The organism is Psychrobacter glacincola (assembly GCF_904846075.1).
Classification (GTDB): domain Bacteria; phylum Pseudomonadota; class Gammaproteobacteria; order Pseudomonadales; family Moraxellaceae; genus Psychrobacter; species Psychrobacter glacincola_C.
The window spans coordinates 550,289-576,208 of the sequence record NZ_CAJGZH010000002.1 but is presented as its reverse complement, the minus strand read 5'-3'; the positions used below and the strand labels follow the sequence as shown (position 1 = coordinate 576,208).

At 43.0% G+C, this 25,920-nt stretch carries 21 protein-coding genes; 10 read left to right on the top strand and 11 right to left on the bottom strand.

What is annotated here, in order from left to right:
• The first annotated feature begins 198 nt into the window (after nucleotides 1–198).
• Entirely contained in the window at nucleotides 199–1,131 is a 933-nt protein-coding gene (locus JMW85_RS08545; RefSeq protein WP_201581457.1) for a hypothetical protein, read from the top strand.
• 169 nt (nucleotides 1,132–1,300) lie between these two features.
• Here JMW85_RS08545 and JMW85_RS08540 read toward each other — a convergent pair whose 3' ends face one another.
• Nucleotides 1,301–1,897 carry a cob(I)yrinic acid a,c-diamide adenosyltransferase gene (locus JMW85_RS08540; protein ID WP_201581456.1) on the bottom strand — a complete coding sequence of 199 codons (597 nt, stop codon included), beginning with the start codon at nucleotides 1,895–1,897 and terminating at the stop codon, nucleotides 1,301–1,303.
• Nucleotides 1,898–2,114: 217 nt separating this feature from the next.
• On the opposite strand from JMW85_RS08540, the gene cysS reads away from it, so the two are divergent.
• The 5 genes from cysS to pdxH all read left to right on the top strand — a co-directional run bounded on the left by cysS (nucleotide 2,115) and on the right by pdxH (nucleotide 9,962).
• The gene (gene cysS, locus JMW85_RS08535; protein WP_201581455.1) at nucleotides 2,115–3,575 is read left to right on the top strand and encodes a cysteine--tRNA ligase; all 1,461 of its coding nucleotides are present in this window, start codon (nucleotides 2,115–2,117) and stop codon (nucleotides 3,573–3,575) included.
• Nucleotides 3,576–3,814: 239 nt separating this feature from the next.
• Nucleotides 3,815–5,815 (top strand): mechanosensitive ion channel family protein, encoded by a 2,001-nt coding sequence (locus JMW85_RS08530; protein WP_227681738.1) that lies wholly within the window; start codon nucleotides 3,815–3,817, stop codon nucleotides 5,813–5,815.
• A 402-nt stretch (nucleotides 5,816–6,217) separates the two neighbouring features.
• Nucleotides 6,218–7,690, top strand: a complete 1,473-nt coding sequence (gene guaB, locus JMW85_RS08525; protein WP_201581454.1) for an IMP dehydrogenase — start codon at nucleotides 6,218–6,220, stop codon at nucleotides 7,688–7,690.
• A gap of 213 nt (nucleotides 7,691–7,903) precedes the next feature.
• Entirely contained in the window at nucleotides 7,904–9,274 is a 1,371-nt protein-coding gene (gene glmM / locus JMW85_RS08520) for a phosphoglucosamine mutase (protein WP_201581453.1), read from the top strand.
• A gap of 43 nt (nucleotides 9,275–9,317) precedes the next feature.
• The gene (pdxH, locus tag JMW85_RS08515) at nucleotides 9,318–9,962 is read left to right on the top strand and encodes a pyridoxamine 5'-phosphate oxidase (protein WP_201581805.1); all 645 of its coding nucleotides are present in this window, start codon (nucleotides 9,318–9,320) and stop codon (nucleotides 9,960–9,962) included.
• Between the two features lie 97 nt (nucleotides 9,963–10,059).
• On the opposite strand, the gene JMW85_RS08510 is transcribed toward pdxH, so the two are convergent.
• The 8 genes from JMW85_RS08510 to JMW85_RS08475 all read right to left on the bottom strand — a co-directional run bounded on the left by JMW85_RS08510 (nucleotide 10,060) and on the right by JMW85_RS08475 (nucleotide 18,920).
• Nucleotides 10,060–10,494, bottom strand: coding sequence for a hypothetical protein (locus JMW85_RS08510; RefSeq protein WP_045446328.1), 435 nt, complete (start codon nucleotides 10,492–10,494; stop codon nucleotides 10,060–10,062).
• Between the two features lie 91 nt (nucleotides 10,495–10,585).
• Nucleotides 10,586–11,881, bottom strand: coding sequence for an HlyD family secretion protein (locus tag JMW85_RS08505; RefSeq protein ID WP_201581452.1), 1,296 nt, complete (start codon nucleotides 11,879–11,881; stop codon nucleotides 10,586–10,588).
• Between the two features lie 107 nt (nucleotides 11,882–11,988).
• Nucleotides 11,989–13,605, bottom strand: coding sequence for an MFS transporter (locus JMW85_RS08500; protein WP_201581451.1), 1,617 nt, complete (start codon nucleotides 13,603–13,605; stop codon nucleotides 11,989–11,991).
• Between the two features lie 503 nt (nucleotides 13,606–14,108).
• Nucleotides 14,109–14,738, bottom strand: coding sequence for a glutathione S-transferase family protein (locus tag JMW85_RS08495; RefSeq protein ID WP_201553993.1), 630 nt, complete (start codon nucleotides 14,736–14,738; stop codon nucleotides 14,109–14,111).
• 47 nt (nucleotides 14,739–14,785) lie between these two features.
• Nucleotides 14,786–15,463, bottom strand: coding sequence for a type 1 glutamine amidotransferase domain-containing protein (locus JMW85_RS08490; protein ID WP_201553991.1), 678 nt, complete (start codon nucleotides 15,461–15,463; stop codon nucleotides 14,786–14,788).
• A 219-nt stretch (nucleotides 15,464–15,682) separates the two neighbouring features.
• On the bottom strand, nucleotides 15,683–16,732 hold the full coding sequence (locus JMW85_RS08485; RefSeq protein ID WP_201581450.1) for an NADP-dependent oxidoreductase: 1,050 nt from the start codon (nucleotides 16,730–16,732) through the stop codon (nucleotides 15,683–15,685).
• 156 nt (nucleotides 16,733–16,888) lie between these two features.
• Nucleotides 16,889–18,109 (bottom strand): iron-containing alcohol dehydrogenase, encoded by a 1,221-nt coding sequence (locus JMW85_RS08480; protein WP_201581449.1) that lies wholly within the window; start codon nucleotides 18,107–18,109, stop codon nucleotides 16,889–16,891.
• A gap of 208 nt (nucleotides 18,110–18,317) precedes the next feature.
• Complete coding sequence (locus JMW85_RS08475; protein WP_055124963.1) at nucleotides 18,318–18,920, bottom strand: TetR/AcrR family transcriptional regulator; 603 nt, start codon at nucleotides 18,918–18,920, stop codon at nucleotides 18,318–18,320.
• Nucleotides 18,921–19,325: 405 nt separating this feature from the next.
• Here JMW85_RS08475 and JMW85_RS08470 point away from each other — a divergent pair, with 405 nt between their 5' ends.
• A complete protein-coding gene (locus JMW85_RS08470; RefSeq protein ID WP_201581448.1) occupies nucleotides 19,326–20,816 on the top strand; it encodes an aldehyde dehydrogenase family protein in 1,491 nt (496 codons plus the stop codon).
• 94 nt (nucleotides 20,817–20,910) lie between these two features.
• Here the strand turns inward: JMW85_RS08470 and JMW85_RS08465 are convergent, their stop codons facing one another.
• A complete protein-coding gene (locus tag JMW85_RS08465) occupies nucleotides 20,911–21,141 on the bottom strand; it encodes a hypothetical protein (protein WP_045446342.1) in 231 nt (76 codons plus the stop codon).
• A 200-nt stretch (nucleotides 21,142–21,341) separates the two neighbouring features.
• On the opposite strand from JMW85_RS08465, the gene JMW85_RS08460 reads away from it, so the two are divergent.
• The 3 genes from JMW85_RS08460 to JMW85_RS08450 all read left to right on the top strand — a co-directional run bounded on the left by JMW85_RS08460 (nucleotide 21,342) and on the right by JMW85_RS08450 (nucleotide 24,915).
• Nucleotides 21,342–22,760, top strand: coding sequence for a DASH family cryptochrome (locus tag JMW85_RS08460; protein ID WP_201581447.1), 1,419 nt, complete (start codon nucleotides 21,342–21,344; stop codon nucleotides 22,758–22,760).
• A gap of 198 nt (nucleotides 22,761–22,958) precedes the next feature.
• Nucleotides 22,959–24,200, top strand: a complete 1,242-nt coding sequence (locus JMW85_RS08455) for an NnrS family protein (RefSeq protein ID WP_201581446.1) — start codon at nucleotides 22,959–22,961, stop codon at nucleotides 24,198–24,200.
• Between the two features lie 205 nt (nucleotides 24,201–24,405).
• Nucleotides 24,406–24,915, top strand: coding sequence for an Rrf2 family transcriptional regulator (locus tag JMW85_RS08450; RefSeq protein ID WP_201581445.1), 510 nt, complete (start codon nucleotides 24,406–24,408; stop codon nucleotides 24,913–24,915).
• 94 nt (nucleotides 24,916–25,009) lie between these two features.
• Here JMW85_RS08450 and JMW85_RS08445 read toward each other — a convergent pair whose 3' ends face one another.
• Nucleotides 25,010–25,756, bottom strand: a complete 747-nt coding sequence (locus JMW85_RS08445) for a hypothetical protein (RefSeq protein WP_201581444.1) — start codon at nucleotides 25,754–25,756, stop codon at nucleotides 25,010–25,012.
• Nucleotides 25,757–25,920: the final 164 nt, after the last annotated feature.

Below are 25,920 nucleotides of genomic sequence, written 5' to 3'. Positions count from 1 at the left end.
GTTTTTGCAACTAAATACAGGTTTTACCTATAATGAGGGGCGTTATTTGTATATCCATGGGCTACACTAATGAACATTTTATTTAAACACCGTATAATAATCTGGTTTTCAAACCTAGGGCAGCTAGGGTTGCGGTTTGAACATCAATCACTGTCCATCAGTGGCGGTACGTATTAGTAAATTGGGAGCAAAAGAAATATGAGCGTAGCAAATAAAAACGTGAGCAAGTGGTATAAAGTGGCTGGTATTGGCATGGTATGTGGTTTAGCGCTTGCTGGCTGTGATCGCTCAGAGAAGGAAGATACCACCGAGACGGCAGAGCTCACAGAGCAAGAGTCTGCATCTACTGAAAATACTGCAGCTACTGCGGTGAGCTGTGATGACCCCATGGTACAAGATCGTCTCAAAACGGCTTTAAAAAACACGCTCAATCAACAAGCACAAACGCTGGCTGCCAACTACGCAAATGATGCAGAGATCAGTCTCGCTAGCGGCGCTATCACTAATAAAACCAACGGCATTGTGATTGATGTACAAAATGCTGCAGTCTTACAAGCAGCCAATGACAATGGTATGACGACTTGTCAGGCAAGTGTGAGCATGACGTTGCCAAGCGAAGATTTGTATCAAGCCAGTCAAGTACAAGCAGCCAACAATTTGCCGAGCCTACAATCACGTTTAGCGCAAAATAACATTCGTATCAACAATAACATGTTGGTTGATGATGCCTTTACCTATGTCGTTAGTACTCAAGGCGGTCAAGTACGCACACGTATTGCTGGGCAGCCAGCATTGATTACTGTGGTCGCCGATGTGATGGCAGGTTCTGTATTTAAATCAGCGATGGATGAGCAGCGCGCCCAACGTAGCACTGAGCGCCGTGCAGCACAAAACGATGACAGTCAGTCAGCACCCGTTCGTCAGCCTCAAGTAGTCAAGCCAGTTGAGCCGATTCGTCCTACTCAGCCTGCCACGCCGCCGACTATTAACAATCCAAGTAGTAATACGGATAGCGGCGCGTCAGCCACTCCTGAGGTTAAAACCCCAGCCACACCAGCTGTACCGAAATCAGTACCTAAAGATGAAAGTATCGATATGGTCATTATTGAAGATGACAGCGCTACTTACTAATTAGTAAGATTTAAGCTGTTTTCGAATAGTATTGTCGTGACTGAATAGTATCGCTTAGTCAATAAAAAGCCCGCAGTGTTAAGGTTGCGGGCTTTTTTATATTTTATTCTAGACCTTAATTCTAGGGTGTTATTTTAGCGTTTTAGTCCACTGAAGTAGTCATGCGCAATTAGTTTTTATCAGCGAATTTTTGTAATACCTGACTGTCCCATAAGACTTCAGAGACTTTGTTGGGATCTGTACAAAAGCGAGCAGCGACAAACAACCAATCCGATAAGCGATTGATAAAGCTCACGGCCGTACTGCGAATCGCTTGTGGTCGCTCTTGCTGTAATAGCACTGCTTGGCGCTCAGCACGGCGACAGACTGTACGCGCAACGTGTAGTTGGCTGACCAATACTGAACCTGTGGGCAAGATAAAATCTTTTAGCGGCGGCAAGGTCGTATTCATCGCATCAATTTGCTGTTCTAACCATGTAATGTGAGTGGCATTGACGCCTTCATATTCTGGCATAGCCAGCTCACCACCGATATTAAACAATAAATGCTGAATGATGACTAACGCTTGAGAAAATTCTTTTTCTATAGATTGCCCTTTATTATGCTGTAACTGAGCACGTACCAGACCAATGTGTGAGTTAAGCTCGTCGATATCACCCATTACGCTAAATAGATTGTCTGCTTTGCTGACGCGGCTGCCGTCTGCCATGCCAGTGCTACCGTCATCTCCAGTACGCGTATATATTTTGCTTAAACGATTGCCCATATCTAAATCCTTAACAGTTTTTATGATTGAATGATGTTAGTTGCGGGCTCATTGTAGTATTTTATGGCTGTTTTCGCTAAGATAATGGGTTAGGTTTTATGTTGCCGCTATTTTTACAGTTATAACGACCATAGTCAGTGCTGTTTAATATCCAAACATTGATTATATTTTTGTTTTTATTTTATCTATTTCATTTATATTAAAAGGCTTTTTGACCATGACCACACCACTTGCCGATGCGATGTCTCAGCTTGCTATTCATGACTCACTGACTGGCGGAAAACGTCAGTTTGTACCACTCAAATCAGGGCAAGTAGGCATGTATGTGTGCGGTATGACCGTTTATGATTATTGTCATATTGGGCATGCGCGGGTGATGGTTGGCTTTGACATGGTAGTGCGCTGGTTGGCTCAGTTAGGCTATGACGTTAATTATGTGCGCAATATCACCGATATTGATGACAAGATCATCGCTCGTGCCGCTGAGAACGGCGAAGAGATTGGTACGTTAACGCAGCGTTTTATTGAAGCCATGCACGAAGATGCAACCGCTCTTGGCTGCGAGATGCCAGACGCTGAGCCGCGCGCGACTGATCATATCGATGATATGCAGCAAATGATTGAGACCTTGGTCACAGGTAATTATGCGTACGCAGGCGACAATGGTGATGTCTACTATGCCGTCGATAATTTTGCAGATTATGGTAAATTATCTAAGCGCAATCTCGATGAGATGCAAGCAGGTTCACGTGTCGATGTCGAAAATGACAAACGCAATCCGTTTGATTTTGTCTTATGGAAGGCAGCAAAACCCAATGAGCCACAATGGGCGTCGCCATGGGGTCAAGGGCGTCCAGGTTGGCATATCGAATGCTCAGCGATGTCGACTAAGTGCTTGGGTAGCACCTTTGATATTCATGGCGGTGGTCATGACTTGCAATTTCCGCATCACGAAAACGAGATAGCGCAGTCTGAAGCCGCGACCGGCTGTGAATACGCGCGTAACTGGATGCATGTCGGTTTCATTAATGTCGATGGCGAAAAAATGTCCAAGTCGTTGGGTAACTTTTTTACTATTCGTGACGTGATGGCAAAATACCTGCCTGAAACGGTGCGCTTTTTCTTATTATCAAGCCATTATCGAAGCCAAGTCAATTTTTCTGACAACGCATTGGATGAAGCACATAATAGCCTAAGCAGATTATATAATGCATTAAAATTGGCCGAACAACAAAAAGGGCAGGCGCTCGTCGTCAGTGATACGCTGATAAATGATGCTTATAGCAGCAGTGCTGGACAAGATTTCATCAAAGCCATGAACGATGATTTTAATAGTTCAACGGCAATTAGTGTACTGTTTGGGCTTGCGCGCGACATTAATAAAGCTATTAAAGCCGAAGACGTAGACACCGCATGGCAATTAGCAGAGCAGCTCAAAACGTTGGCACAGGTACTCAATATTTTACAGCAGCCAGTTCAACAGTTTTTGCAAGCAGTGATTGGTGAACAGGCGGATGATGGGTTAACCGATGACACTATCGATGGTTTAATCATTGAGCGTGCGGATGCCAAAACCAACAAAAACTTTGCTCGTGCTGATGAGATACGGGAGCAGCTAAAAGATGCTGGTATTGAGCTTGAAGACAGCCGCGCTGGCACGACATGGCGCCGCGCTTAAGGCAATCATGTTACAGAACACCCATATAGATAGTCATAAACTAAGTCAGCTTTGAGCTGGCTTTTTTTATAGACTAAACTAGGGTGTATCATCATTTTAAAAATGGTACTAAGAACAAGATAAATGGCAGTCAAACCATAAAGATGAAGCTAAATTGGCTATGCAATATATGTAAGAATAAGCTTTGTAGGCAAACTTCAAGAGATGCAAACATCAAGTGAATTAATGGCTTTTAAAATATGAATATTCTCAAAAAAAGCATTGTTGGCGGTCATCGTATAGCAACTGATACCGACGGTGACTACTATCCTAACGCTCAGCGTTGGAATGTGCGCGCCAGTACCTTGTCATTACTATTGGTTTTTTTCATAGTCAGCATGAGTGCTGTGTTTGCACCCGCTAAGGCCGCAAGCACTAGCGATAGCGAACAAGCTGCGGGTGAGCAGTCCAGCTCGTCATCGAATTCAGTCAGCAAGCCCGATAATCTGGCTGAATATGCTACTCAGAAAATCAATACAATTAAAGACGAAAGCCTCAGCATCTCTGGCGTTGCAGAAGAAATATTTGATCCTACCGAGCGCAATGCAGTAGAGCAAGCGGGTAATTTGCAGGGCGATTCTGGACTGACGGGTGAATACAATGAAAGTTATTATTTGCTAAACAAGCTCAATGTAGGCTTGCCGCCGTTGTCTGAGCTGCCAAATTTGACCACGCCACTAGCGACTTTAGAATTTTTTCAGTCAGCGGTCATGAAGCAACAATACGATTTGGCTGCTTATGCACTTAACATGAATTTAATCGATCAGAAAATTCAGCGTAACCACGCGCTCGAGTTATCAAAACGGTTGGATTTTTTGTTAACGGAAAAAGAGCTTTACGTTTTTGATGATCTGCCAGATCGCCCAGATGGTTTAATCGAGCCGCCGCTTGGCAATACCAGTAGTATTATGGGCATTCCTAGACGTTCGATTCAGCTAGGCTATATTGACTATCGTGAGCGCCGTGTCCCCATTTATTTGCAACGAGTACGGGTTGGTGAGGCTGCGCCTATTTGGGTGTTTTCTGCACAGACAGTTGATAATATCGACAATCTCTATGAGCAATATCATCCAGCGGAATTTGAGCGTTATTTACCTGGGTGGTTAAAACTTAAGATTTTCAGTATCGCACTATGGGAGTTTTTGGCATTAGCACTGTTTTTCTTAGTGACCATGGGAGTAGGATGGTTACTTAGTAAAGGCACGGAAAAAATCATCAGCCGTTATATCGACGATGAAAAATACAGTAATTATGTTGGTAGTACTAATGGCGTGGCAGATTTGGTTAATAAGCTGACCGTGCCGTTGACTTTTACCATCAGTTTTTTGCTCGTCTTTACTTTGGTGTCAGGGGGCTTTCCTTATTTGGATGCAGTAGCTTCATCGACTCGTCCGCTTATCTGGATTGGGCTAGTATTTAGCACCTTATGGCTTGGCATTCGCGTTATTAACTTTTTCGCTAATCGCTATCAAAGCCTACAAATTGAAAATCTGGCTGAAGAGCACTTTGATAAAGAACGCCGTCGCCGTACTTATGTATCGATATTTCGCCGCGTCTTTATTTTTGTCATGATTCTAGGCAGTATTTGGATTGGTCTCAGTGAATTTGCCAATATGGAAGGTCTTGGCAAAACGCTATTGACCTCGGCTGGTATCGCAGGCGTGGTCATCGGAATTGCCGCGCAGCCGATACTGGGTAACATCATTGCTGGGGTACAGGTGGCCGTGACTCAGCCGGTACGAATTGGCGACAGTGTGATAATGGATGGCAACTTTAGTACCGTTGAAGACCTGCGTTATACGTATGCGGTACTCAAAACATGGGATGAACGTCGATTGATCGTGCCGATGCGCGAGCTGATCACCGAAACGGTAGAAAACTGGTCACATACTGAAGTACATCAGACCTGTCCTGTGTTTTTATATGTCGATTATGGCGCAGATATTGACGCCATTCGCCAGCAATTTATATCGGCGGTCAAAGACAATAAGCTTTGGGACAACAAAACTGAGCCTGAAATGTTTGTCGTTGAGGTGACTGCCAACATTATTCACCTGCGCGGCGCTGTTTCAGCGGTAGGTCCCATAGAAGCATGGACACTGGCCTGTGAGATACGTGAGCAGATGCTGAATTATTTATATAGCAAACAAAAAGCTTATCTGCCTGCTGAACGTTTGATATTGAAGGGTAAAGACCAGTAACCGACGATTGAGTATGTTTTCTATGCTTTTAAATAGCTGAGCTTTACAGACGTCGATATCGATAGACAAGCGCTAGCAAAATAAGCTGACAAATATAGCATGCGATTTGTCTGATTATTTGTTATAATATGGCGTTATTTTTAAGGGATAAATGAGCGATTAAGAGTAGGGGCGCGCTATATTTGTGCAAACTTATTAACATCAATCAATTGCAATTTTCGAGTGTCTCTGTTTGTTTAATCACAAACACCGGCTGGCTCATTGCTGATTATCTAAAACTTTGTGATACGAGGTCTTTAATTTTAAGACTTTAGCTTCATAAAGTCATATCGGTGATTTTGGTTGATTGTCTTAATGCCAAAAATATCCCACCCATCAAAATAACCACCACTAGGGGTCTGTATGTTGCGAATTGTCGATGAAGCCTTAACCTTTGATGACGTTTTATTGTTGCCAGCTTATTCTGAAGTCTTGCCAAAAACTGCCGATCTGACTACCCGTTTGACCAAAAATATCACGCTGAATCTACCGCTGATTTCTGCCGCGATGGATACCGTGACCGAATCTGAAATGGCCATTACGATGGCACAGTTAGGCGGTATGGGTATCTTGCACAAGAGCATGGATATCGCCAAGCAAGCCACACAAGTACGCCGCGTCAAAAAATTTGAAGCAGGTACGGTTGTAGATCCGATTACTGTGCATCCAGAGATGACGATTGGTGATCTGCTACAGCTGACGCAAGACAATAATATCTCAGGCGTACCTGTGGTAGAAAGAGGCACTGATAATGTCGTGGGTATTGTGACTCACAGAGATTGGCGCTTTGAAACCAATCTGTCTTTGCCAGTTAGTAAAATCATGACGCCAAAAGATCAGTTGGTGACAGTACATGAAGGTGAAAGCAACGAAAATATTAAACGTCTGCTACATGAGCACCGCATTGAAAAAGTCATCGTTATCGATGATTATTTCCGCTTACGTGGTTTGATTACGGTTAATGATTTTGCAAAAGCTGAAAACAATCCAAATGCTTGTAAAGATGAGCAAGGTCGTCTGCGTGTTGGTGCTGCTGTTGGTACTGGTGCAGATACCCAAGCGCGTGTTGAAGCGTTAATCGCTGCTGACGTCGATATCATCGTGGTTGATACCGCACATGGTCATTCAAAAGGCGTGATTGATAAGGTGTCTTGGATTAAAAAGCACTATCCACACGTACAAGTCATCGGTGGCAATATCGCAACAGGGGATGCTGCACTTGCACTACGTGATGCAGGCGCTGATGCGGTAAAAGTCGGTATTGGCCCTGGCTCTATCTGCACTACGCGTATCATCGCTGGTATCGGTGTGCCGCAAATCTCAGCCATCGATAACGTCGCTAGCGCATTAAAAGACAGTATTCCACTGATTGCTGATGGTGGTATTCGCTATTCAGGTGATATGGCAAAAGCCATTGCCGCTGGTGCTTCGTGCATCATGGTAGGCTCATTGATGGCGGGTACAGAAGAAGCGCCAGGTGAAGTTGAGCTGTTCCAAGGTCGTTACTACAAAGCTTACCGCGGTATGGGTAGCCTTGGTGCCATGTCAGGCTCAAATGGCTCATCAGATCGTTACTTCCAAGATGCTAAAGATGGCGTAGAGAAATTAGTACCAGAAGGTATCGAAGGCCGAGTTCCTTATAAAGGTCCAGTTGCTGGTATTGTTAATCAGTTGGTTGGCGGTTTGCGCTCATCAATGGGTTATACTGGCTCTGCGACCATCGAAGATATGCGTACCAATCCGCAATTCATTAAGGTGACATCGGCGGGTATGAAAGAGTCGCATGTCCATGATGTTCAAATCACCAAAGAAGCACCGAACTATCGTGTGAATTAAAAGGTCTTTTATAATCCTGCATTACGTCAACGATAGCTATTTTGCAGGGCTGCAGTGACCTTAAGATACAAACAGCCAACAATGCCTTGTTATTGTTGGCTGTTTTTTTTGTAAAATACACAAGCGGATTATAATAATAACTACTTAGACTGTTTATACGTTATTGTTTGCGTATTCGTCTGGTTTTCACTCTTAGATTTGGGAGCATACATAATGAGCTACTTTGGCACCGATGGTATTCGCGGAAAATTCGGTGAGTCGCCGATTACCCCTGATTTTATTTTAAAATTGGGCTATGTGACGGGACGTGTGCTGATAGAGAATAATGACAACCCTGCTCGCAAGCCAAGCGTGGTCATCGGTAAGGATACGCGGCTGTCAGGTTATGTGATTGAAGGCGCATTGCAAGCGGGGTTTAATGCCGCTGGTGTTGATGTGCATATGCTTGGACCATTACCCACACCAGCGATTGCGCATTTGACCCGTAGTTTTAATGCAGATGCTGGGGTAGTTATTTCAGCGTCGCACAATCCTTACTATGATAACGGTATCAAACTGTTTTCAGGTGATGGCAAAAAGCTGACTGATGAGATGCAAAACTCTATTAATGACAAGCTAAAAGCGATTATGAGTGCCTCTGAGGCGGACAATAATGTGATCATGCCTATTCTTGATCCAGCACAATTAGGGAAAAATAATCGAATCAATGATGCCAAAGGTCGCTATATCGAATTCTGTAAAGGCAGTTTTCCCTATCAGTACGACTTGAGTCATCTGACTGTCGTCGTAGATTGTGCCAATGGTGCAGGCTATAGCGTGGCACCGAGAGTCATGCGTGAATTGGGTGCCAATGTGATTGCTATTAACAATACGCCTGATGGCGTCAATATCAATGCCGACTGCGGCTCTACCCATCCTGAAGGCTTACAGAAAGCAGTGATTGAGCACGAGGCAGATGTTGGTATCGCACTAGACGGTGATGGCGATCGTATTGTGATGGTTGATGAGGCTGGTAATCTGGTCGACGGCGATGGCATTTTATACGTACTTGCTACCCAAGGTCATACTAAGGCGAAAGGTGTGGTTGGTACGCTCATGAGTAACATGGGCTTAGAGTTGGCACTCAAAGCGGCAGATATTAAATTTACACGTGCAAAAGTAGGCGATCGTTATGTGATGCATGAGCTTGAAGCGAATGGCTGGATACTGGGCGGCGAACCATCGGGTCATATTCTATGTTTAGATAAGAGTCGTACGGGTGATGCAATTATCGCCGGCTTGCAAGTGCTTGCGGTGATGCAAGCCCGCGGTAAAGCGCTCAGTGATTTGACCGAAGGCTTTGAAAAATTGCCACAAAAACTGGTCAATGTACGCTTAAGTAAAATGCAAGATCCGTTTGAACATGAAGAGCTGGTTGCTGCTTTTGCAAAAGCACAGGCTACTTTAGAGGGTCGTGGTCGTCTGCTCATTCGACAGTCAGGTACAGAGCCTATGATACGTGTGATGGTTGAGTCGGATGATGAAATAGAATGTGATGTATTGGCAAATGATTTGGCTGACCATATCAAAGCAGTATTGGGTTAAAGTCATAACATAGTTATATTAAAATAAGGAATATTTTATGAGCATGGATTTTACCGATCAGCGTTTGTCATACGAAAAAGGTGAGCTTGATCAACAGTCCATTCCAGACTCTCCATTTGAGCTACTAAAAGAATGGATGAATGAGGCAATAGCACAAAAGGTGCAAGAGCCTTATGCGATGAGTCTAGCGACGTGCGGTGCTGATAATAAACCTAGCGTGCGCATCGTACTTATGCGTGAGATTACTGAAAATGGTGTGGTGTTTTATACCAACTATGAAAGTGCTAAAGGTCAAGATATTGCCGAAAACCCGAATGCCGAAGCGCTATTCTTTTGGCACGAGCTGGAGCGTCAAGTACGTATTAGTGGCAGTATTGCTAAAATCGATGCTAATAAGTCAGCTGCTTACTTTCAAAAGCGCCCTCACGACAGTCAAGTGGGTGCATGGGTCAGTCAACCGCAAAGTGGCGAGGTTGCTGATCGTGAAGTGATGCAAGCCAAGTTTGATGAGCTGCAAAACCAGTATCCAGAAGGTAGCCAAGTGCCAACACCAGCGTTTTGGGGTGGTTACGAGATTAGCATTCATGAGATTGAGTTTTGGCAAGGTCGTGCCAATCGTATGCATGACCGTATTGTCTATACTAAAGACAATGGTGAAAGCTGGAGTACCAAGCGTTTATTACCTTAAACATATTTGCTGTTTATATTTAGATATAAGCAGAGAGTGATTTCTTAGGTGCTGTTGCTGCTCTAAACAGCAACAGCACCTAATTTTATTAAAAGCTTTATGGTATAAGCTCGAGTACTTGCGACTTTTTTAGCTTTCCTGGGAAGTTTCCTGTAAATATACGGCAATATAAAGTTTTGTCGTTCTCTAAGTATGTTGAAGAATCAAGTTTGATGCTATAGATGTATTGATCTGAAAGTGTGTCAGCAGTAGGTTTGGTGTTTTTAGGAATATTGCCGCTCAAATAATTATTCGAAGAGTAGTCAGGAATGTATTTATCATCATAGATTCGTTTATCGTTGATACAATGTATATAACTCCCTGTATTTCTAGTTGATTCACGTATTGAAAAATTAGCTTCTGATAAAAAAGTTATTTCATAATATGATGATGTCCGTTTAAACTCGACCAATTGAACTTCCGTATTTTTATGATTTTTTATGCACCCTGATAAAATGAGTAAAGCACTTAACCCTATTATCTTATTCCGCATTATCATTCCTTTCATATAGTCAATTTATCATAAACTGACTATAAACATACGCAGCATCAAAAATGATGAATAGTAGCAAGCAAATATTCTTTTACCTTTCGTTTCTTTGAGTATCGACATCGACCGATACCGACATACCGGGGCGCAATTGCGCAAGCTCAGGTTGTCCTTGCTCTAAATCTATTCGTACCGGAATACGCTGAGCGATTTTAATATAATTGCCAGTCGCAGGGTTTGCCGCGCCCGCGCTAAATTCACTGCCAGTCGCTGGCGAGATATTGCTGACCTGACCTCGAAACTTAATGCCGTCTAACGCATCCACATGAATAGTTGCAGGCTCACCGACAGTCATATTTGCCACTTGGGTTTCTTTAAAGTTGGCGATAATCCACACACCTTTTGGCACCACATACATGAGCTGTGTGCCGGCGCTGACATATTGCCCCGCTTTGACGCTGACTTGACTCAGTTGTCCTGATTCAGGGGCAGTAATAATCGTATTGTCTAAATTAATCTGTGCTTGCTTAGCAACTGCTTCTGCATTTTTAATATTGGCATCGAGTGATGAGCGGCTACCACTGGTTTTTTTGCTGGCCTCAAGGGCGACTTGTAAATTGGCTTCTGCTTGCTGCACGCCCGCTTGTGCTTGAGCGAGCTGAGCTTGGGCATGAGCAACTTCAGCTTTGGATACTGCGCCAATCGCATCAAGCCCTTGATAGCGCTTTACATCTTCGCGTGCACTATCAACGCTGACTTTGGCACTATATAAGTCCGCTTTACGTGCTTCGATTTGTGCCTGACTGGTGCCCGTATCTTGCGCATTGCTTGAGCGGTCGGTCATAGCGACTTCGATATTGGCTTGTGCTTGTTCGAGCTGCTGCAAAAAGGCACGGTCGTCTATCTTGACCAATAAATCACCTGCTTGTACATTTTCAAAATCTTGCACTGCCACTTCTGTGACATAGCCAGAAACTTGCGGGCTGATAATCGTTGTTTGACCTTTTACAAAGGCATTATTAGTCTGCTGAACCGTAGGCGTAAAGGGCGGTAGCTTCCATGCATAAAGAATCAAAAGTACGCCAATAATGATTAGTGCAATCAATAAGCCTAGGTTAAAGTAAGATTTCTTTTTAGGCGACCAACCCGTAGCGTCAGGAATAGGCTCTTTTGGCGGCATTGGTGTTTCATCAGCATCAGCAACTGACGTTATTACCGAGTCCTCTTTTTTCGGTACGGTCACAGTATCATCATTTTTCGATTGGTTTAGAGGCATCTCTATTGCTGCTGCATTGGATGATGTCTGATTGTTTTCAGCAGTATTTTGGGTGGCATCTTGAGCGGTGTCTTGATTATGGTCATCAAGATCATTTAACTTGTCTTCGCTCATGATGCGCTCCTAATGAGATTAGTAAACATAGTGGATAACTTTTTAAAATATAGTAATTAGCATAAGAAGAAAAGGTAACAGCAACAAATCGATATGATTATCACCTGTTATTTTTTGCCCATCATTTCTGCCAATGCGGCAAGTTCTTTACCAAGTGGATTGCGTTTATGATAAAGGTAATAAAAATAAATCATCAATAAATATAGCGCAGTGATAGTGGCGCCCACGGCCATCAAAAAGAATAAATCATCATAAGCGGCGACCGTTGCTTGACGTTGCACGCCCTGTAGCATTTGGGTCATCGTAGCAGGATCAGTGTTATTCATTGAACTGACCATATCGGCATAATGCATCTGAGTACGAATGGTGGTAAATGCTTGAATACCTGCCGCGCCTGCCAAACCGCCGATCGTTTGTGAAATACCAAAAATCACCGAAAAGCTAATAATATAGGCAGGTCCGTTAGCAATGGCGCGAAACATACCTTCAAATACCATTGGTCCCATAAAGTAAACGGCAGCAAAAGCGATTATAAACTGACTGAAATAAAACATATAAGGGGCAGAGTTCAGCGACACACCCGTATCTATCCATGCACCAATCGCAATTAATGTAACCGCAAAAATCACGGGTCGGCGCAGATCCGTCGCCTTGGTGGTAAAAATGCTAATCACTAATGCCAGTATGCTAGCCACCAAGATGATGGCATAAAAAACAATCAGCTGGTCATTACCATAACCAAGGTTTGCTAATAATCCTGCGGCGCCCACACTTTGCTCAGACAGCAAAATACGCATGACGGCACCAGTAATCATAAAGGCAATAATGGTGCGACTACGCATCCAGCGCACTTGTAACATAGGGTTTTTGCGGTGCGTCTCAATCCATAAAGCAATCGAGATAGTCACGACGGCAATAATCAGTGGATAGCTAAGCCAAGGCATTGTCCACCATTGAATTCTACCTTGTACTAAAAATACCGATAGGGCGGCAAGACCACTGGCAAAAAAGCCAAAACTCACCAAATCAAGTTTTTCAAAGACCTTTTCCGTGTTGCCCGGTGGTAGCTCAAGAATGTTAATAAGCCCAAAGCAAATCAGCGATAATCCCACTTGAAATAAAAATAAACCTTCAAGCTGACCATCAACGGCTAAATAAGGCGAGATAATCCGTGACAGTGGAATGCCAAACTGCACCAAGCCAAAGCCCAAAATAAGTCCGCTGATACGCCGAGCAGTTGGCATGCCTTGTAGACAATAAAAAATAGACAATACCGTCATCGCACTAGCCACCACACCACTAAAGCCACGGGCGAGCAGTTCTAAATAATAAGGCTCAATGCTAACCCCAATCGTCGTACTGAGTAGATTGCTACTGACCAACCACTGCATACTGGTGGCTGCCAATAAAAAGAACAAAGTGGTTTTGCTAAATAACGACATGCCAAATTGCTGGCGAATTTTGTACAGCAGCACCGTGACACAAGCATTGGTCATATTGTAGGCGACTGATATCCAGCCACCTTCTACGGGCGTTAAACCCATTTCGCCTTGGATTTGAGTGAGATTCGCGACCAATAGACCGTTCTGAAAGCTGGCAGTTAAGCCGATAAAAATACCAATCAGTAAATAAAATACTTTACGGCGCACAGGGTGATCAGGGGTGGCAGGCGAGCCAAGCATGAATGGTCGTTCATGGGGCTTAAACTGGTATTCAGTACTCATGGGTGGATAATCTGCGTAGAGGGATAAAATGGTATATAGCCGTTGTTAAACAAGCATCACGCTCGTCGGATAGTCATGAAGATCAAGACGTTCAAAGTCATTTAATAAAAAGCCATTTAACAGAAAGTCATTTAGTAGGCTGATAAAACCAAAAAAGTATTCTAAACCCTGTTTTGAATATTTTATCATAATTTTTGTTGAGCATTTATCACGCATAACTAACACATTGAAAATCAAGTTAAAAGATAGATGCAGCTGTCTGTCAATGATAGACGATAAGAAACACAGTGCTATAGTTAGAGCACTTTTAAACCGCTACGGTGTTACCCGCCCTAGATGTACTCAGTTTACTATCTGCGGTCGGTCGCCTTGTAGCGATTCTAAAATTCCTTGACTATATGTCACATAGCTACGACTCAGATCATTTTTGCCCATAAAAAACAGCTCTATAAAGAGCTGTTTTTTTATACATTAAATAGTCGATAAACAGTTAGACCATGGTACTAAATAGAGTGATCATAATTCGCCTCTAAACGCATGCTGCGCTGATAGCTATCAAGACTGGCGAGTTGTAAAGCATACTGCTTGATATGCGGATAATCATCTAACGCTTCGCGCTTAGCCAGCATGATTAAGTCAAAAGACAGCATAAAGTCAGCGCCGCTTAGCTTATGACCAACGATAAATGACTTATCTGCAACTTCCTCGTTTAGATAGCTCAACAGTCTGTGTTTTTCTTGACTGATATAACCATCTAAAAAATCGTTATCGACGATACCGGCTTTTTTGGTAAATAGCTCCAGTAATAACGGCAACATGAGCGAGCTTTCAGCAAAGTTAATCCATTGCAGATAATGTCCATAGTCTACGCTATCAGTCGTAGGACGTAAGCGCTCTGGCGCAAATCGCTCAATCAATAACTCAGTGATTGCACCTGATTCAGCATAAAGTTGACCATCCATCTCAATAACCGGAGATTTACCGAGTGGATGTACCGCCTTTAAACTGTCTGGTGCCAAATGAGTATTAGGATCGCGTTGATGACTAATGATCTCATAAGGCACGCCCAGCTCTTCTAAAAGCCATAAAATACGTAATGAGCGAGACTGATTGAGATGATGTAAGCGAATCATGATAGTGGCCTTTTTGCATGGTCTATTATATTAACGTTAAAAAGATATTAACCTTTCAGCTTAGTGATTAAGCGCTTGGCAGCTTCCTCTGATGAAGCTGGGTTTTGTCCAGTAATCAGCAAGCCATCTTCGACCACAAATGATTCCCAATCAGCGGCTTTTTCATAGTTACCACCATTGGCTTTTAGTGCATCTTCTACTAAGAATGGCACGACATCTGTTAGACCAACGGCATCTTCTTCTGAATTGGTAAAGCCAGTCACTGTTTTGCCTTTGACTAAATACTCACCGTCAATTTTGACATTTTTAAGAGCGGCTGGAGAATGACAAACAAAGGCGACAGGTTTGTCTTGTTTGACAAACGTCTCAATCAAATTGATCGAATTTTTATCAACTGCCAAGTCCCATAGTGGACCATGACCGCCTGGATAAAAGACTGAATCAAAATCTTCAGCTTTCATATCAGCGAGTTTTTCAGTATTAGCAAGATGCTTTTGAGCATCGCTGTCTTCTTTAAAACGCTTGGTATCTTTCGTTTGGGTGTCTTCAGTGTCACTGCTCGGATCAAGCGGTGGCTGCCCGCCAGCAGGAGAAGCAAGTGTCACATTGACGCCGGCATCGATAAAAGCATAATAAGGCGCGGCAAATTCTTCTAGCCAAAAGCCCGTTTTTTTACCAGTATCGCCCAACTTATCATGTGAGGTTAGTACCATTAAAATATTCATAATCGTCCTTATTTATTATTGATGTTGTTCTTAAATCATGGGTTGTTAGCAGTCATGCTTAATTAATCATCTGTAATCAATATGAGTATTTGCAATGACTGCTAGCGGTATTCATAGAACAGTATTCATGGTTGAGAGGTCATATTCAGTGGTTGTCTTAGCAAGTTATGTTGTTAAGTCGTTATTTGCGATTCAACCAACTGCTAACCATTGGTTCGGTTATTCAACCTCAGAAACTTTAACCACTGTTTTACCAAAGTTATCGCCATTTAGCATGCGCACAAAGGCATTTGGTGCATCGTCTAAGCCTTCAGCGATATATTCTTTGGTTTTAACATCGCCTGACTCGACCCATTTACTCATGGTTTTTAAGAATTCTGGGAAGTGATCGCCATATTCTTCAAAAATAATGAACCCTTTAATAGTGAGACGACGGCTTAGAATGTTGCCCATTAATACGCCTAGACGATCTTTGCCATCAGGCAGCTCGGTGGCGTTGTATTGCGAGACCAGACCACAGACTGGGATACGTGCATGCGCATTTAATAATGGCATAACGGCATCAAATACTTTGCCACCGACGTTTTCGTAATAGATATCGATGCCATCTGGACACGCCGCTTCTAATTGCTCGGCAAAGTCATCCGCTTTATGGTCAATACAGACATCAAAGCCTAGCTCATTGACAGCAAAGTCACATTTTTCTTTGCCACCAGCCACACCAACGGTACGTAAGCCATATTGGTTGCCAACTTGACCTACTGTTGCACCAACGGGACCCGTTGCAGCAGCGACGACCAAAGTTTCCCCTTTTTGCGGCTTACCGATGTCGGTCAAACCCATGTAACCGGTAAAGCCGGGCATACCTAATACACCTAAACCATAAGATGGATTTGACATGTTCTTGTCAAGCTTTAAGACGCCTTCGCCATCACTGACGCTATAGTCTTGCCAGCCTGAGTTTGAGACCACTAAGTCACCCACAGCAAATTTGTCGATATTGGATTCAACGACTTGGGCAACCGTGCCACCCATCATGACATCACCCACTTCTAGCGGATCAGCATAGCTTTTTGCATCGCTCATACGTCCACGCATGTACGGATCTAAGGATAAGTAAACGGTACGCAGCAGCATTTCATTGTTATTTGGCGATGGGATATCGCTGGTTACCATATCAAAGTTTTCAGCTTTTGGCTCACCTGTTGGACGGCTTGCCAATTTGATTTGACGGTTTGTTTTTTGATTTTGTTGTTTATCAAAGCTCATTATCAGATTCCTTTTCTATTTATTGATTTTAATATTCTATTGATTTTAATATTTACTGGTTTTGATATTTAATGGTGAATGGAGTAGTTACTCAGTGCTGAGCAACTACTATAAATAGCATAACAATATGTGTTTCTTATTACGGTGGTGTTTTTATTAAGCAGCTTTGCTACTAATAGCACGTTGTAGAATACGACGTGACACTTCTAAATCATTGTTGCTGTGCTCGCCTAACTGAACCATGTTGTGCGCCTCAAGCTGCTTGATAATCGGGTCAATAGCTGACGCATCAAGTTCTGCATCTTCTAAACTGACAGGCAAGCCAAGGTCGCGGAAGAAGTTTTCTGTACGGACAATAGCGGCTTCAATGACAGCGTCTTCGTCTTGATGGGTATCATCAAGCGTAATATTCCAGACATTATGCGCATATTGAAGTAATTTCTCTTTTTTGCTTTCTTTTAGCTCACGCATTACTGAGGGTAATAAAATGGTTAGGGTGCGAGCATGATCGATGCTGTGTAACGAGGTTAGCTCATGACCGATCATATGTGTCGTCCAGTCTTGCGGTACGCCTGCACCGATTAGACCATTGAGTGCCATGGTCGCTGTCCACATAATATTCTTACGAGTTTCTAAGTTTTCTGGATCTTGTTTAACGATACGACCTTCATCAATGAGGATTTTCAGCAAGCTCTCAGCAAAGGCATCTTGCACTTTTGCATTGACTGGATACGTTAGGTACTGTTCCATGACATGGACAAAGGCATCAGCCACACCATTCATCACTTGACGCTCAGGTAATGTCAATGTTTTGACTGGATCTAATATTGAGAACTTAGGGAAGGCAAGTGCGTTGCCAAATGGTAGCTTAGCTTGACGTTCACTATAATTGATGACGCCGCCTGAGTTCATCTCAGAGCCAGTGGCTGGAATCGTCAAAACAGCACCCAAATCGATGGCAGAATCAATGTCTCTGCAATAGCTGGTTAATGCGTTCCATGCTTGTTCGCGTGAGACAGTCGTGCCGTCTTCTTCAGTGAGTGACGATACCAATGCCACAAATTTGCTACCATCAATGACTGAGCCGCCACCGACCGCTAGCAAAAAGTCAATATTGTGTTCATTGACCATATCTGCTGCTTTTAAAAGCGTCGTGAATTCTGGATTGGCTTCAATACCACCAAATTCGAATACGGTACGTGTACCGCTCGCAGCCAAGGCTTCTTTTACTTCGTCTAGCGTACCTGTGCGCTGTGCCGAACCGCCACCATAAGTGATAAGCACACGGGCATCAGTCGGTACCAATTCTGATAGTTGTTTGATTTGACCTTCACCAAAGACGATACGTACTGGATTGTAATATTGGAAGTTATTCATAGTATTCCTAAAATTATTAAATATTTGTGTTAGGCGTATGGGGTGCAAAAATCTCAGTGGCAAATTAGCCATTCGTTTTTGCAACTGTGGGCATTGTACATTAAATAGACCAGTCGTCTAGTAATTTTTACAAAACTCTCTTATAACTCAATTTTTTGCTTTAGATATAGGGAAGTATAAATGGCTAAAAAGCGTTTAACGCACGAGATTAGCGTCCCAGTTGAGAAGTAGTCATCTGCCATACTTCTGCAAGCGGCGTATTGGTTTGGCTAATCTTGGCGATTAAACTGGCACCAAGCCAAGCAAAATACCAACGTTTTGCCATGCTCTCGGCCGCGATATTGTCAGGTTGTGGTACAGAGTCATCCGCCCAGCCTGCTTTGATTTGTTCGGCAAGCCAGCTGATGGTCTGCTGGTAACCAGCATTCAGTGCGATGCGCATAGGTTCAGACAGATCTGCAACCTCAGCGCTGAGCTTCACCACCAAGCACTTTTCATGATCACAGCCATTTTGCTGGGTGTCATACCAGCTTTGAAAGTAATCATAAATCTTTTGCTGAGCATTAACTTTTTGACGACCAATGGTGTCTAAGCGTATCTTATAGTCAGTGAAATAATGACTGATGATAGCTTCACCGAACGCTTCCTTTGAGGCAAAATAATGGTAAAAAGAGCCTTTAGGAATACCGGCTGTGTCTAGTATTTGTTTGATACCGACGGCAGTAAAACCTTTTTTGGAAATCAGTTGATAGCCTGTTTCTAACAGATGCGTTTTGGTATCTGGTGGGATTGTGGTTGAGGCCGCAGACATAATGGTAATGTCCTCCTATATTTTTATGAATGTATTTCAGAGATAAGGTATGGCGAATAATGCTACTTAGCGCGCTATTAACAATTATTCATGATACTTTCTATGGGTCGATGCAGATTTTTATTGTTGCTTATAGTTAGTGCTTATTGTAAAGGTTGATATGGTCACGTTACGTTTTTTAAACAATACTTTCTGACAAAATACGCTTATTTATATGAGGTCTATGGTAGCATTAGACCAGTCGTCTAGCAAGTTTCGTTTTGATGTGCTTAATCAAATGCAGCGAGCGCAGGCTATTTAATATAAATAACTGTGTTAAAGGTTATTTTTTATCTGCCTCAATTTGCTACCCATACTGTTTTATTGACAACCAACATAACATCCATAAAATAAATGAGAAGAATTATGTCAACTGATACCGATAATACCAAAGCCAATGCCTATAATGATTTCCACCTCCAGTACATTGCAGGGGAATGGCAAAGCGGTCAAGATGATAGCGTCAATACCAACACCAACCCCTACAATGGCGATACACTTGTAAAGATTCAGCAGGCGACAGAAGCACAGCTTAATGAAGCTTATCAAGCAGCAAGTGCGGCACAAAAAGAGTGGGCGCAGCAGACGCCAGCGACACGAGCAGGTGTGCTATATAAAGTGGTTGAGATTTTAGATCAGCGCCAAGATGAAATCGTCGATTGGCTCATTAAAGAGTCGGGCAGTACCCGTGTTAAAGCCATGGTTGAGTTTGCTGCTACCCGCGCCATTACCCTTGAGGCTGCGACATTCCCCAGTCGTGTACATGGCGAGATTCGTCCATCTAACACCCCTGGCAAAGAAAACTTTGTTTACCGTGAGCCCATCGGTGTCGTCGCTGTCATTAGTCCGTGGAACTTTCCATTACATTTGACCCAACGTTCTATTGCACCAGCCTTAGCACTTGGTAACGCTGTGGTACTCAAGCCTGCGAGTGATACCCCAGTGACTGGTGGTTTGCTGCTAGCAAAAGTATTTGAAGAAGCAGGTTTACCAAAAGGCTTGCTCAATGTGGTTGTTGGCTCAGGCAAAGAGATAGGAGATGCGATCGTTGAACACAAAACCCCAAGCTTTGTATCATTTACTGGCTCTACTTCAGTCGGTAAGCGCATTGGCGAGTTGGCCAATGGCGGCGACTACATTAAACAAGTAGCGCTTGAGTTGGGTGGTAACAGTCCATTTGTGGTACTAAAAGACGCTGATATTGAGCAAGCGGTCAAAGCAGCAGCCTTTGGCAAATTCTTACATCAAGGTCAAATCTGTATTGCTATTAATCGTATTATCGTTGAAGACGAGATTTATGATGACTTTGTTGAGCGTTTCTTGGCACACGTTAAAACGTTAAATGTCGGCGATCCGAGCAAACAAGACACGGCGGTTGGTCCGATTATTAATAAAAAACAAGTCGAATCGTTGAAAGAGAAAATCGCCAACGCGCAGCAAGAAGGCGCAAAAATGATACTAAGTGGTGAGATTAAAGGGCAAGTTGTACCGCCGCACATCTTTACTGAAGTGACGCGCAAAATGGATTTGTCACGTAATGAGGTGTTTGGACCATTGGTCGGTATCATCCGTGCCAAAGATGAAGATGATGCGTTATCGATCGCCAATGACTCAATGTTTGGTCTGTCGAGTGCGGTATTTACAAAAGATATGGCAAAAGGCATGCGCTTTGCTCGTGATATCAGAGCGGGCATGACCCATATTAATGATATTTCAGTCAATGATGAAAGTAACTTACCATTCGGTGGCGAGAAAAACTCAGGTATTGGTCGTTTTAACGGTGAGTGGGTGCTAGAAGAGTTCACTAGAACGCACTGGATATCTATGCAACATGAGCCACGCGAGTATCCGTTTTAAGCGATGTACATTTTCAATGCTCTAAATTAAAGTTTTAATAATAAAAAAGCCTGCAAATCAGCGGGCTTTTTTTATGGGAACGTTGAAAGTGTGATTATTTAAGGTGAAAGCCTAGCAAGCCTTGTATCTCCTCGACAGTCATATGTCTAACGAGCGCCTGATCTTCTACCGACAAGCGATTGGTGTGTTCTTTTATCATAGTATGGATGCTACGAGCGACCTCAGAGGTGCTAGCATAATACATTTGCGGCTCTTCTTTGGTGAGTTTCATCAAAAACTTATCGATGATTTTGCGCTTTTCATGGGAAGCGTGTTCTTGAGTCATGACATTCTCCTAGTTATAAACCATCTAAGCAGTCAGCTCAGTGATAGTCAATGCTTATGGCTAGTATAACGCAGATAACAACGAGGGTAGCGACTTAAGTTGAACGGGTAACACGCTCTATACTGTGTGTCACATTCTAAAATATTATAGTTTAGACTCAGCTTCAAGTGAGCGCGTTTAACTACTTGGGAATCGAGAGTATGTCAAATCACCAATCAGATAACGCATCAAATAAGTCAGTCAAAAAAGCGGTATTGGTCTTATTTCATAACGATTTGCGCATAGAGGGCAATGAAACGTTAATCAAAGCGGCGACATTGGCTAAAAGTAATCAAGGCAACCTGATGCTCATCTATGCTGATTTTTTGGCTGATTGCATTGAAATGAAAGAGAGCCGTCAAGCTTACCACTTTAATGAGATGGGCGCTGCTCGTCAGCAGTTCTTGTCTGAGAGCTTGGCTAATTTGGATCGATCGCTTCAGCGCCTTGGTAATCGATTGCTATATCTGTCGCCAAGCTATTCATCAACAAGCTATTCATCAAAGAGTCATTTGTCAGCAGATAAGGTAGAGTCTGCCTTAAACACCTTTACGCAGTTATGCCAGCTCATTGAGCAGCAACAAGTCACCGATATCTGTGTCAGCCACACCGCAGACTATAATCAAAATAAAGGCTATGCTGCCTTGCAGAGCAAATATCCGCAGATAATATGGCACAGGCAATCAACCCATACGCTATTTGCTGATTTACCGACACAAGACCTGCCCAAAAGCTTTACCCAGTTTCGCAAAAAGGTTGAAGCAAGCCATGATTTATTGAATGCTGACGACGAAGTGGCTGTTTCTCCTACGCCAAAGTCGCTACCGCCAATGCCTGATGCGTTGATAGGTCATAGTAAATACCTTTTTAAAACACAACCATCTGATGAGCAAGCGCTTAGTTTTAAAGGTGGTGAAACAAATGCAATGATTCATTTAACTCACTATTTTGATTCTGCTGCGCCGCGCACTTATAAAACTACACGTAATGCACTGGATGACTGGACGCATTCCACTAAATTCTCGCCTTGGCTAGCAAATGGTTGCTTGTCTGTGAAAATACTATTGAATCGCTTACGTCATTATGAGCATGAGATTATCGCCAATGAGTCAACGTATTGGATATGGTTTGAGCTGCTGTGGCGCGAGTATTTTTATTGGTATGCAATTGAGCATGGTAGCAATCTGTTTTTGTTTAAGGGGATTGGTCATCAATTACCAGCTACTCATTTTGACGATCAGCGTTTGCAGCAATGGCAGAATGGCAGCACGCCATATCCTATCGTCAATGCCTGCATGAATCAGCTAAAGCAAACAGGGTATATGTCTAATCGAGGCAGACAAATCGTTGCTAGCTGCTTTATTCATGAGCTGGGTTTAGACTGGCGTTACGGTGCAACCTATTTTGAGCAACATCTTATCGATTATGATGTCGCGAGTAACTGGGGGAATTGGCAATATCTAGCGGGCGTAGGTGCTGATCCAAGAGGATGTCGGCAATTTAATCTTAGCAAGCAAACCCAACAATACGACCCCAATGGTGAGTTCGTTGATAAATGGCAAGGCGGTCATGTAAGTTAAAGCGGTTTATGAATTTTAGATCATAAATGCTGAATAGCACGTTTTAAACCGCTAACAGTCTTATCAGTGGTTGTTTTTTATGCTAATAGCAAACCGTTATAATGAGTTATAAAATTATCACTATTGTATAACTTATAACATTCATTTAAAATGAATCTTTAAGTTAAACTCTATTCACATGCTTCTAAGAAGACTGCCATGCAATCGATCAACTTACCCAGCAAGCCGCCCAGCTCTCCGCATCCCATTCTGAATCTGAGCTTTCGAATATTTTTTAGTGCTGCCGCGCTATTTGCCGTGATAACGATGCTGCTATGGTCTTTCGTATTTACCGGTCATACAGATATTGACGCACAAGCGCTGAACCCGTTGTACTGGCACGGTCATGAGATGGTCTATGGTTATGCCTTGGCGGTCATTGCAGGATTTCTCCTCACGGCAGTGAAGACGTGGACAGGGGTAATGATGCCGCATGGTTATAAGCTGCTGGCTATCTTTGGCTGTTGGCTGCTGGCACGTTTGAGCTGGGCAGGTTTTGGGCTTGGTATGACGGTTGCGGGTAGCAGTATATCGTTGTTATATGTCGCCGCAGTATTTGACTTATTGTTTATCGCCTCGATGGCATTTGTGATATGTCGAGCGGTATTGCAGGTCAAGCAGTATAAGCAAATGGGTATCTTAGCGAAATTGGCCTTATTGACCGTTGGCAATGGAATCTGCTACTGGGGTATTATCAATGCCGATATGAGTATGACTAAAATAGGTATTTATCTAGGGTTTTATTTAATTATCGGTTTGGTGCTGACCATTGGTCGCCGCGTGGTGCCATTCTTTATTGAACGTGGTCTGAGTCTTGGAACGACGGAAGTCATCAAGTTGCGCAATAGTAAAGTACAGGATATTGCGAGTTTATTGTTTTTCTTAGCGTTTTTTATCAGTGACTTGTTTTATCCTAATCAGTATCTGCTGACTATTACGGCACTTGGCGTAGCAGTGGTTAATATCGTCCGTTTAGTAGGCTGGTATCATCGCGGTATCTGGAAAAAGCCACTGCTTTGGTCATTATATGTTGCATTTTTGGGCATGTGTTTGAGTTTTCTGCTGTATGCGCTGCAACCATGGTTGGGCTATACTCATAGTATTGCGATGCATGGGCTTGCCATTGCAGGCGTTGGTATGATGACCGTGGCGATGATGACGCGGGTATCGCTTGGCCATACGGGACGCAGCATTCATCAGCCGCCCAAGACGGTGAATATCATGTATGCTCTGATGGTGTTGGCATTTGTCAGTCGCGTGCTATTGCCGCTTGCCGATATGAGTCACTATCTATTATGGATCATGATTGCCCAAGGGGCGTGGATTGCTTGCTTTGTGCTATTTTGCATCAGCTATTTGCCGATGCTGGCACGTCCTAGACCTGATGGTATGTTTGATTAGAGCCTGTAGAGCCGTTATGATGCTATCGCCAAAAGAATAGGGGATTTATCCAAGTCTATTGATTGATTGCTGACGTTTTTAAGTAGGTTGTTTTGCAAATATTATAAGGTTTCAAGACCCTCATTTTCAAACTTATAGAGTTACATTGCTAAAATTTAAGCTGATACATACTTGAGAGATTTATATAAAATAGGAGCGCAAATAAATGCGATTGACCAATTATAGCGATTATGCGCTGCGCTCATTGATTTACTTGGCGGTGAGACCAGAGCCGCCATTACTCGCAAATATCAGTAATATTGCCGACAGTTATGGCATTTCTAAAAGTCATTTGACCAAGATTATTCATCAGTTGGGTCAGCTTGGTTATATAGAAAGTGTGCGTGGTAAAAATGGTGGTATACGTTTGGCTCGTGCGCCAAAAGACATCAATTTGGGTGTATTAATTAAACAAATAGAGCCAGACTTTGATTTGGTCGAGTGTTTTGCGACCCCCGCGAATGATAAGAGTAGTGATGGTCGACAGACTGGTTTGCCTATTACGCTTATTGATGAAACGACAAATAACGCTAGAGGCTGTGTCATTAGCCCAGCATGCCAACTAAAAAGTGTGTTCTTTGAAGCGCTGACGGCATTTATTAACGTCCTTGAGCGCTATACCTTGGCAGATATTATCAATAACGAAGATGAGCTAGCGTCTTTATTGTTCCGTTAATAATTTTTGATGTTGACGGATTCATTGCAAAAAAGGGAGCGACCATCTTGGTCACTCCCTTTGTTATGCTTCTAATGTGAGGTTATACGGTCAATTAAGCTTTTTCTAATTTTGGACGGGCTTTATCAATGGCTTTTAATAGCGCCACTTCAAACTCACCTTCATTGAATGTCACTAAATAGGAATGTGCAGCGCAGAAATTACGCACATCGCGCCATTCATGTGCCAAATTGCTTGCCCAATCGCAGTATTGCTTGCCTGCATTGGGCTCATTTTTTAGCGCTTTTTTGGTCGTTGGGTGCAGTATCAGTTCAGGTAATATCGCCTCTAATAACTTCATCGGTGGACTCATAAAGGTATCATCGACGTGCAAGCTTTGACTGGCAGGATGATAGGCTAATAGCGAGCCTGCATGAATCATCTCATTGGGTGAGATATAGTAGATGCCTTGTGACATTGAGAACTTAAGCTCGGGGTAACGCTTGGCGACCGCATCGCTTTCAACCAAGTCATCTGCCCATTTTACTTCAGGTACTTTTTTATGGTGGCGGCTACTGCCATAAAAGGTCGCCTGCGGGAAGTCTTTTGCCATTTGTGCACAGTGCACCGTATGGAATGGGTGGACGTTCAGTACTGCTTCGACATCTTGACCATTATTGGTTAATGCCATCACCTCATCGCGTACGTCACCAGTCAATGAATAGCTATCCAAAAATATAAAATTTCCTGAGTTTAACTGTATAAGTGAGCACTGAGTGCCAATGTTTAGAACACCGCCAATGCGAAAAGATCCGCGTATATTCCAAAATCCTGCCCCTAAATCATGAATTTTATCGGTCATTGAAATTATTCCTTAGTGTTTTTATTCGAGTTTCTTGATGTCTTAGCAATTTTAATAATGAATATTTCTCATCAATAAATGACAATTTATTATAAATGACCTCTTATTATGGTGAGTCATGTACCTAAAGTCTGTTATAAAAAAGATGTTGATTGTTAGGTTCA

Bases quoted from the DNA above. Each gene is read 5' to 3' on its own strand.
- JMW85_RS08450 (WP_201581445.1), top strand. From the start codon at position 24,406: ATGCGATTGACCAATTATAGCGATTATGCGCTGCGCTCATTGATTTAC.
- JMW85_RS08490 (WP_201553991.1), bottom strand. From the start codon at position 15,463: ATGAATATTTTAATGGTACTAACCTCACATGATAAGTTGGGCGATACT.
- JMW85_RS08460 (WP_201581447.1), top strand. From the start codon at position 21,342: ATGTCAAATCACCAATCAGATAACGCATCAAATAAGTCAGTCAAAAAA.
- JMW85_RS08480 (WP_201581449.1), bottom strand. From the start codon at position 18,109: ATGAATAACTTCCAATATTACAATCCAGTACGTATCGTCTTTGGTGAA.
- JMW85_RS08495 (WP_201553993.1), bottom strand. From the start codon at position 14,738: ATGATTCGCTTACATCATCTCAATCAGTCTCGCTCATTACGTATTTTA.
- cysS (WP_201581455.1), top strand. From the start codon at position 2,115: ATGACCACACCACTTGCCGATGCGATGTCTCAGCTTGCTATTCATGAC.
- JMW85_RS08545 (WP_201581457.1), top strand. From the start codon at position 199: ATGAGCGTAGCAAATAAAAACGTGAGCAAGTGGTATAAAGTGGCTGGT.
- JMW85_RS08500 (WP_201581451.1), bottom strand. From the start codon at position 13,605: ATGAGTACTGAATACCAGTTTAAGCCCCATGAACGACCATTCATGCTT.
- JMW85_RS08505 (WP_201581452.1), bottom strand. From the start codon at position 11,881: ATGAGCGAAGACAAGTTAAATGATCTTGATGACCATAATCAAGACACC.
- glmM (WP_201581453.1), top strand. From the start codon at position 7,904: ATGAGCTACTTTGGCACCGATGGTATTCGCGGAAAATTCGGTGAGTCG.
- JMW85_RS08475 (WP_055124963.1), bottom strand. From the start codon at position 18,920: ATGTCTGCGGCCTCAACCACAATCCCACCAGATACCAAAACGCATCTG.
- JMW85_RS08485 (WP_201581450.1), bottom strand. From the start codon at position 16,732: ATGAGCTTTGATAAACAACAAAATCAAAAAACAAACCGTCAAATCAAA.
- JMW85_RS08455 (WP_201581446.1), top strand. From the start codon at position 22,959: ATGCAATCGATCAACTTACCCAGCAAGCCGCCCAGCTCTCCGCATCCC.
- JMW85_RS08465 (WP_045446342.1), bottom strand. From the start codon at position 21,141: ATGACTCAAGAACACGCTTCCCATGAAAAGCGCAAAATCATCGATAAG.
- guaB (WP_201581454.1), top strand. From the start codon at position 6,218: ATGTTGCGAATTGTCGATGAAGCCTTAACCTTTGATGACGTTTTATTG.
- JMW85_RS08530 (WP_227681738.1), top strand. From the start codon at position 3,815: ATGAATATTCTCAAAAAAAGCATTGTTGGCGGTCATCGTATAGCAACT.
- pdxH (WP_201581805.1), top strand. From the start codon at position 9,318: ATGGATTTTACCGATCAGCGTTTGTCATACGAAAAAGGTGAGCTTGAT.
- JMW85_RS08510 (WP_045446328.1), bottom strand. From the start codon at position 10,494: ATGCGGAATAAGATAATAGGGTTAAGTGCTTTACTCATTTTATCAGGG.
- JMW85_RS08445 (WP_201581444.1), bottom strand. From the start codon at position 25,756: ATGACCGATAAAATTCATGATTTAGGGGCAGGATTTTGGAATATACGC.
- JMW85_RS08470 (WP_201581448.1), top strand. From the start codon at position 19,326: ATGTCAACTGATACCGATAATACCAAAGCCAATGCCTATAATGATTTC.
- JMW85_RS08540 (WP_201581456.1), bottom strand. From the start codon at position 1,897: ATGGGCAATCGTTTAAGCAAAATATATACGCGTACTGGAGATGACGGT.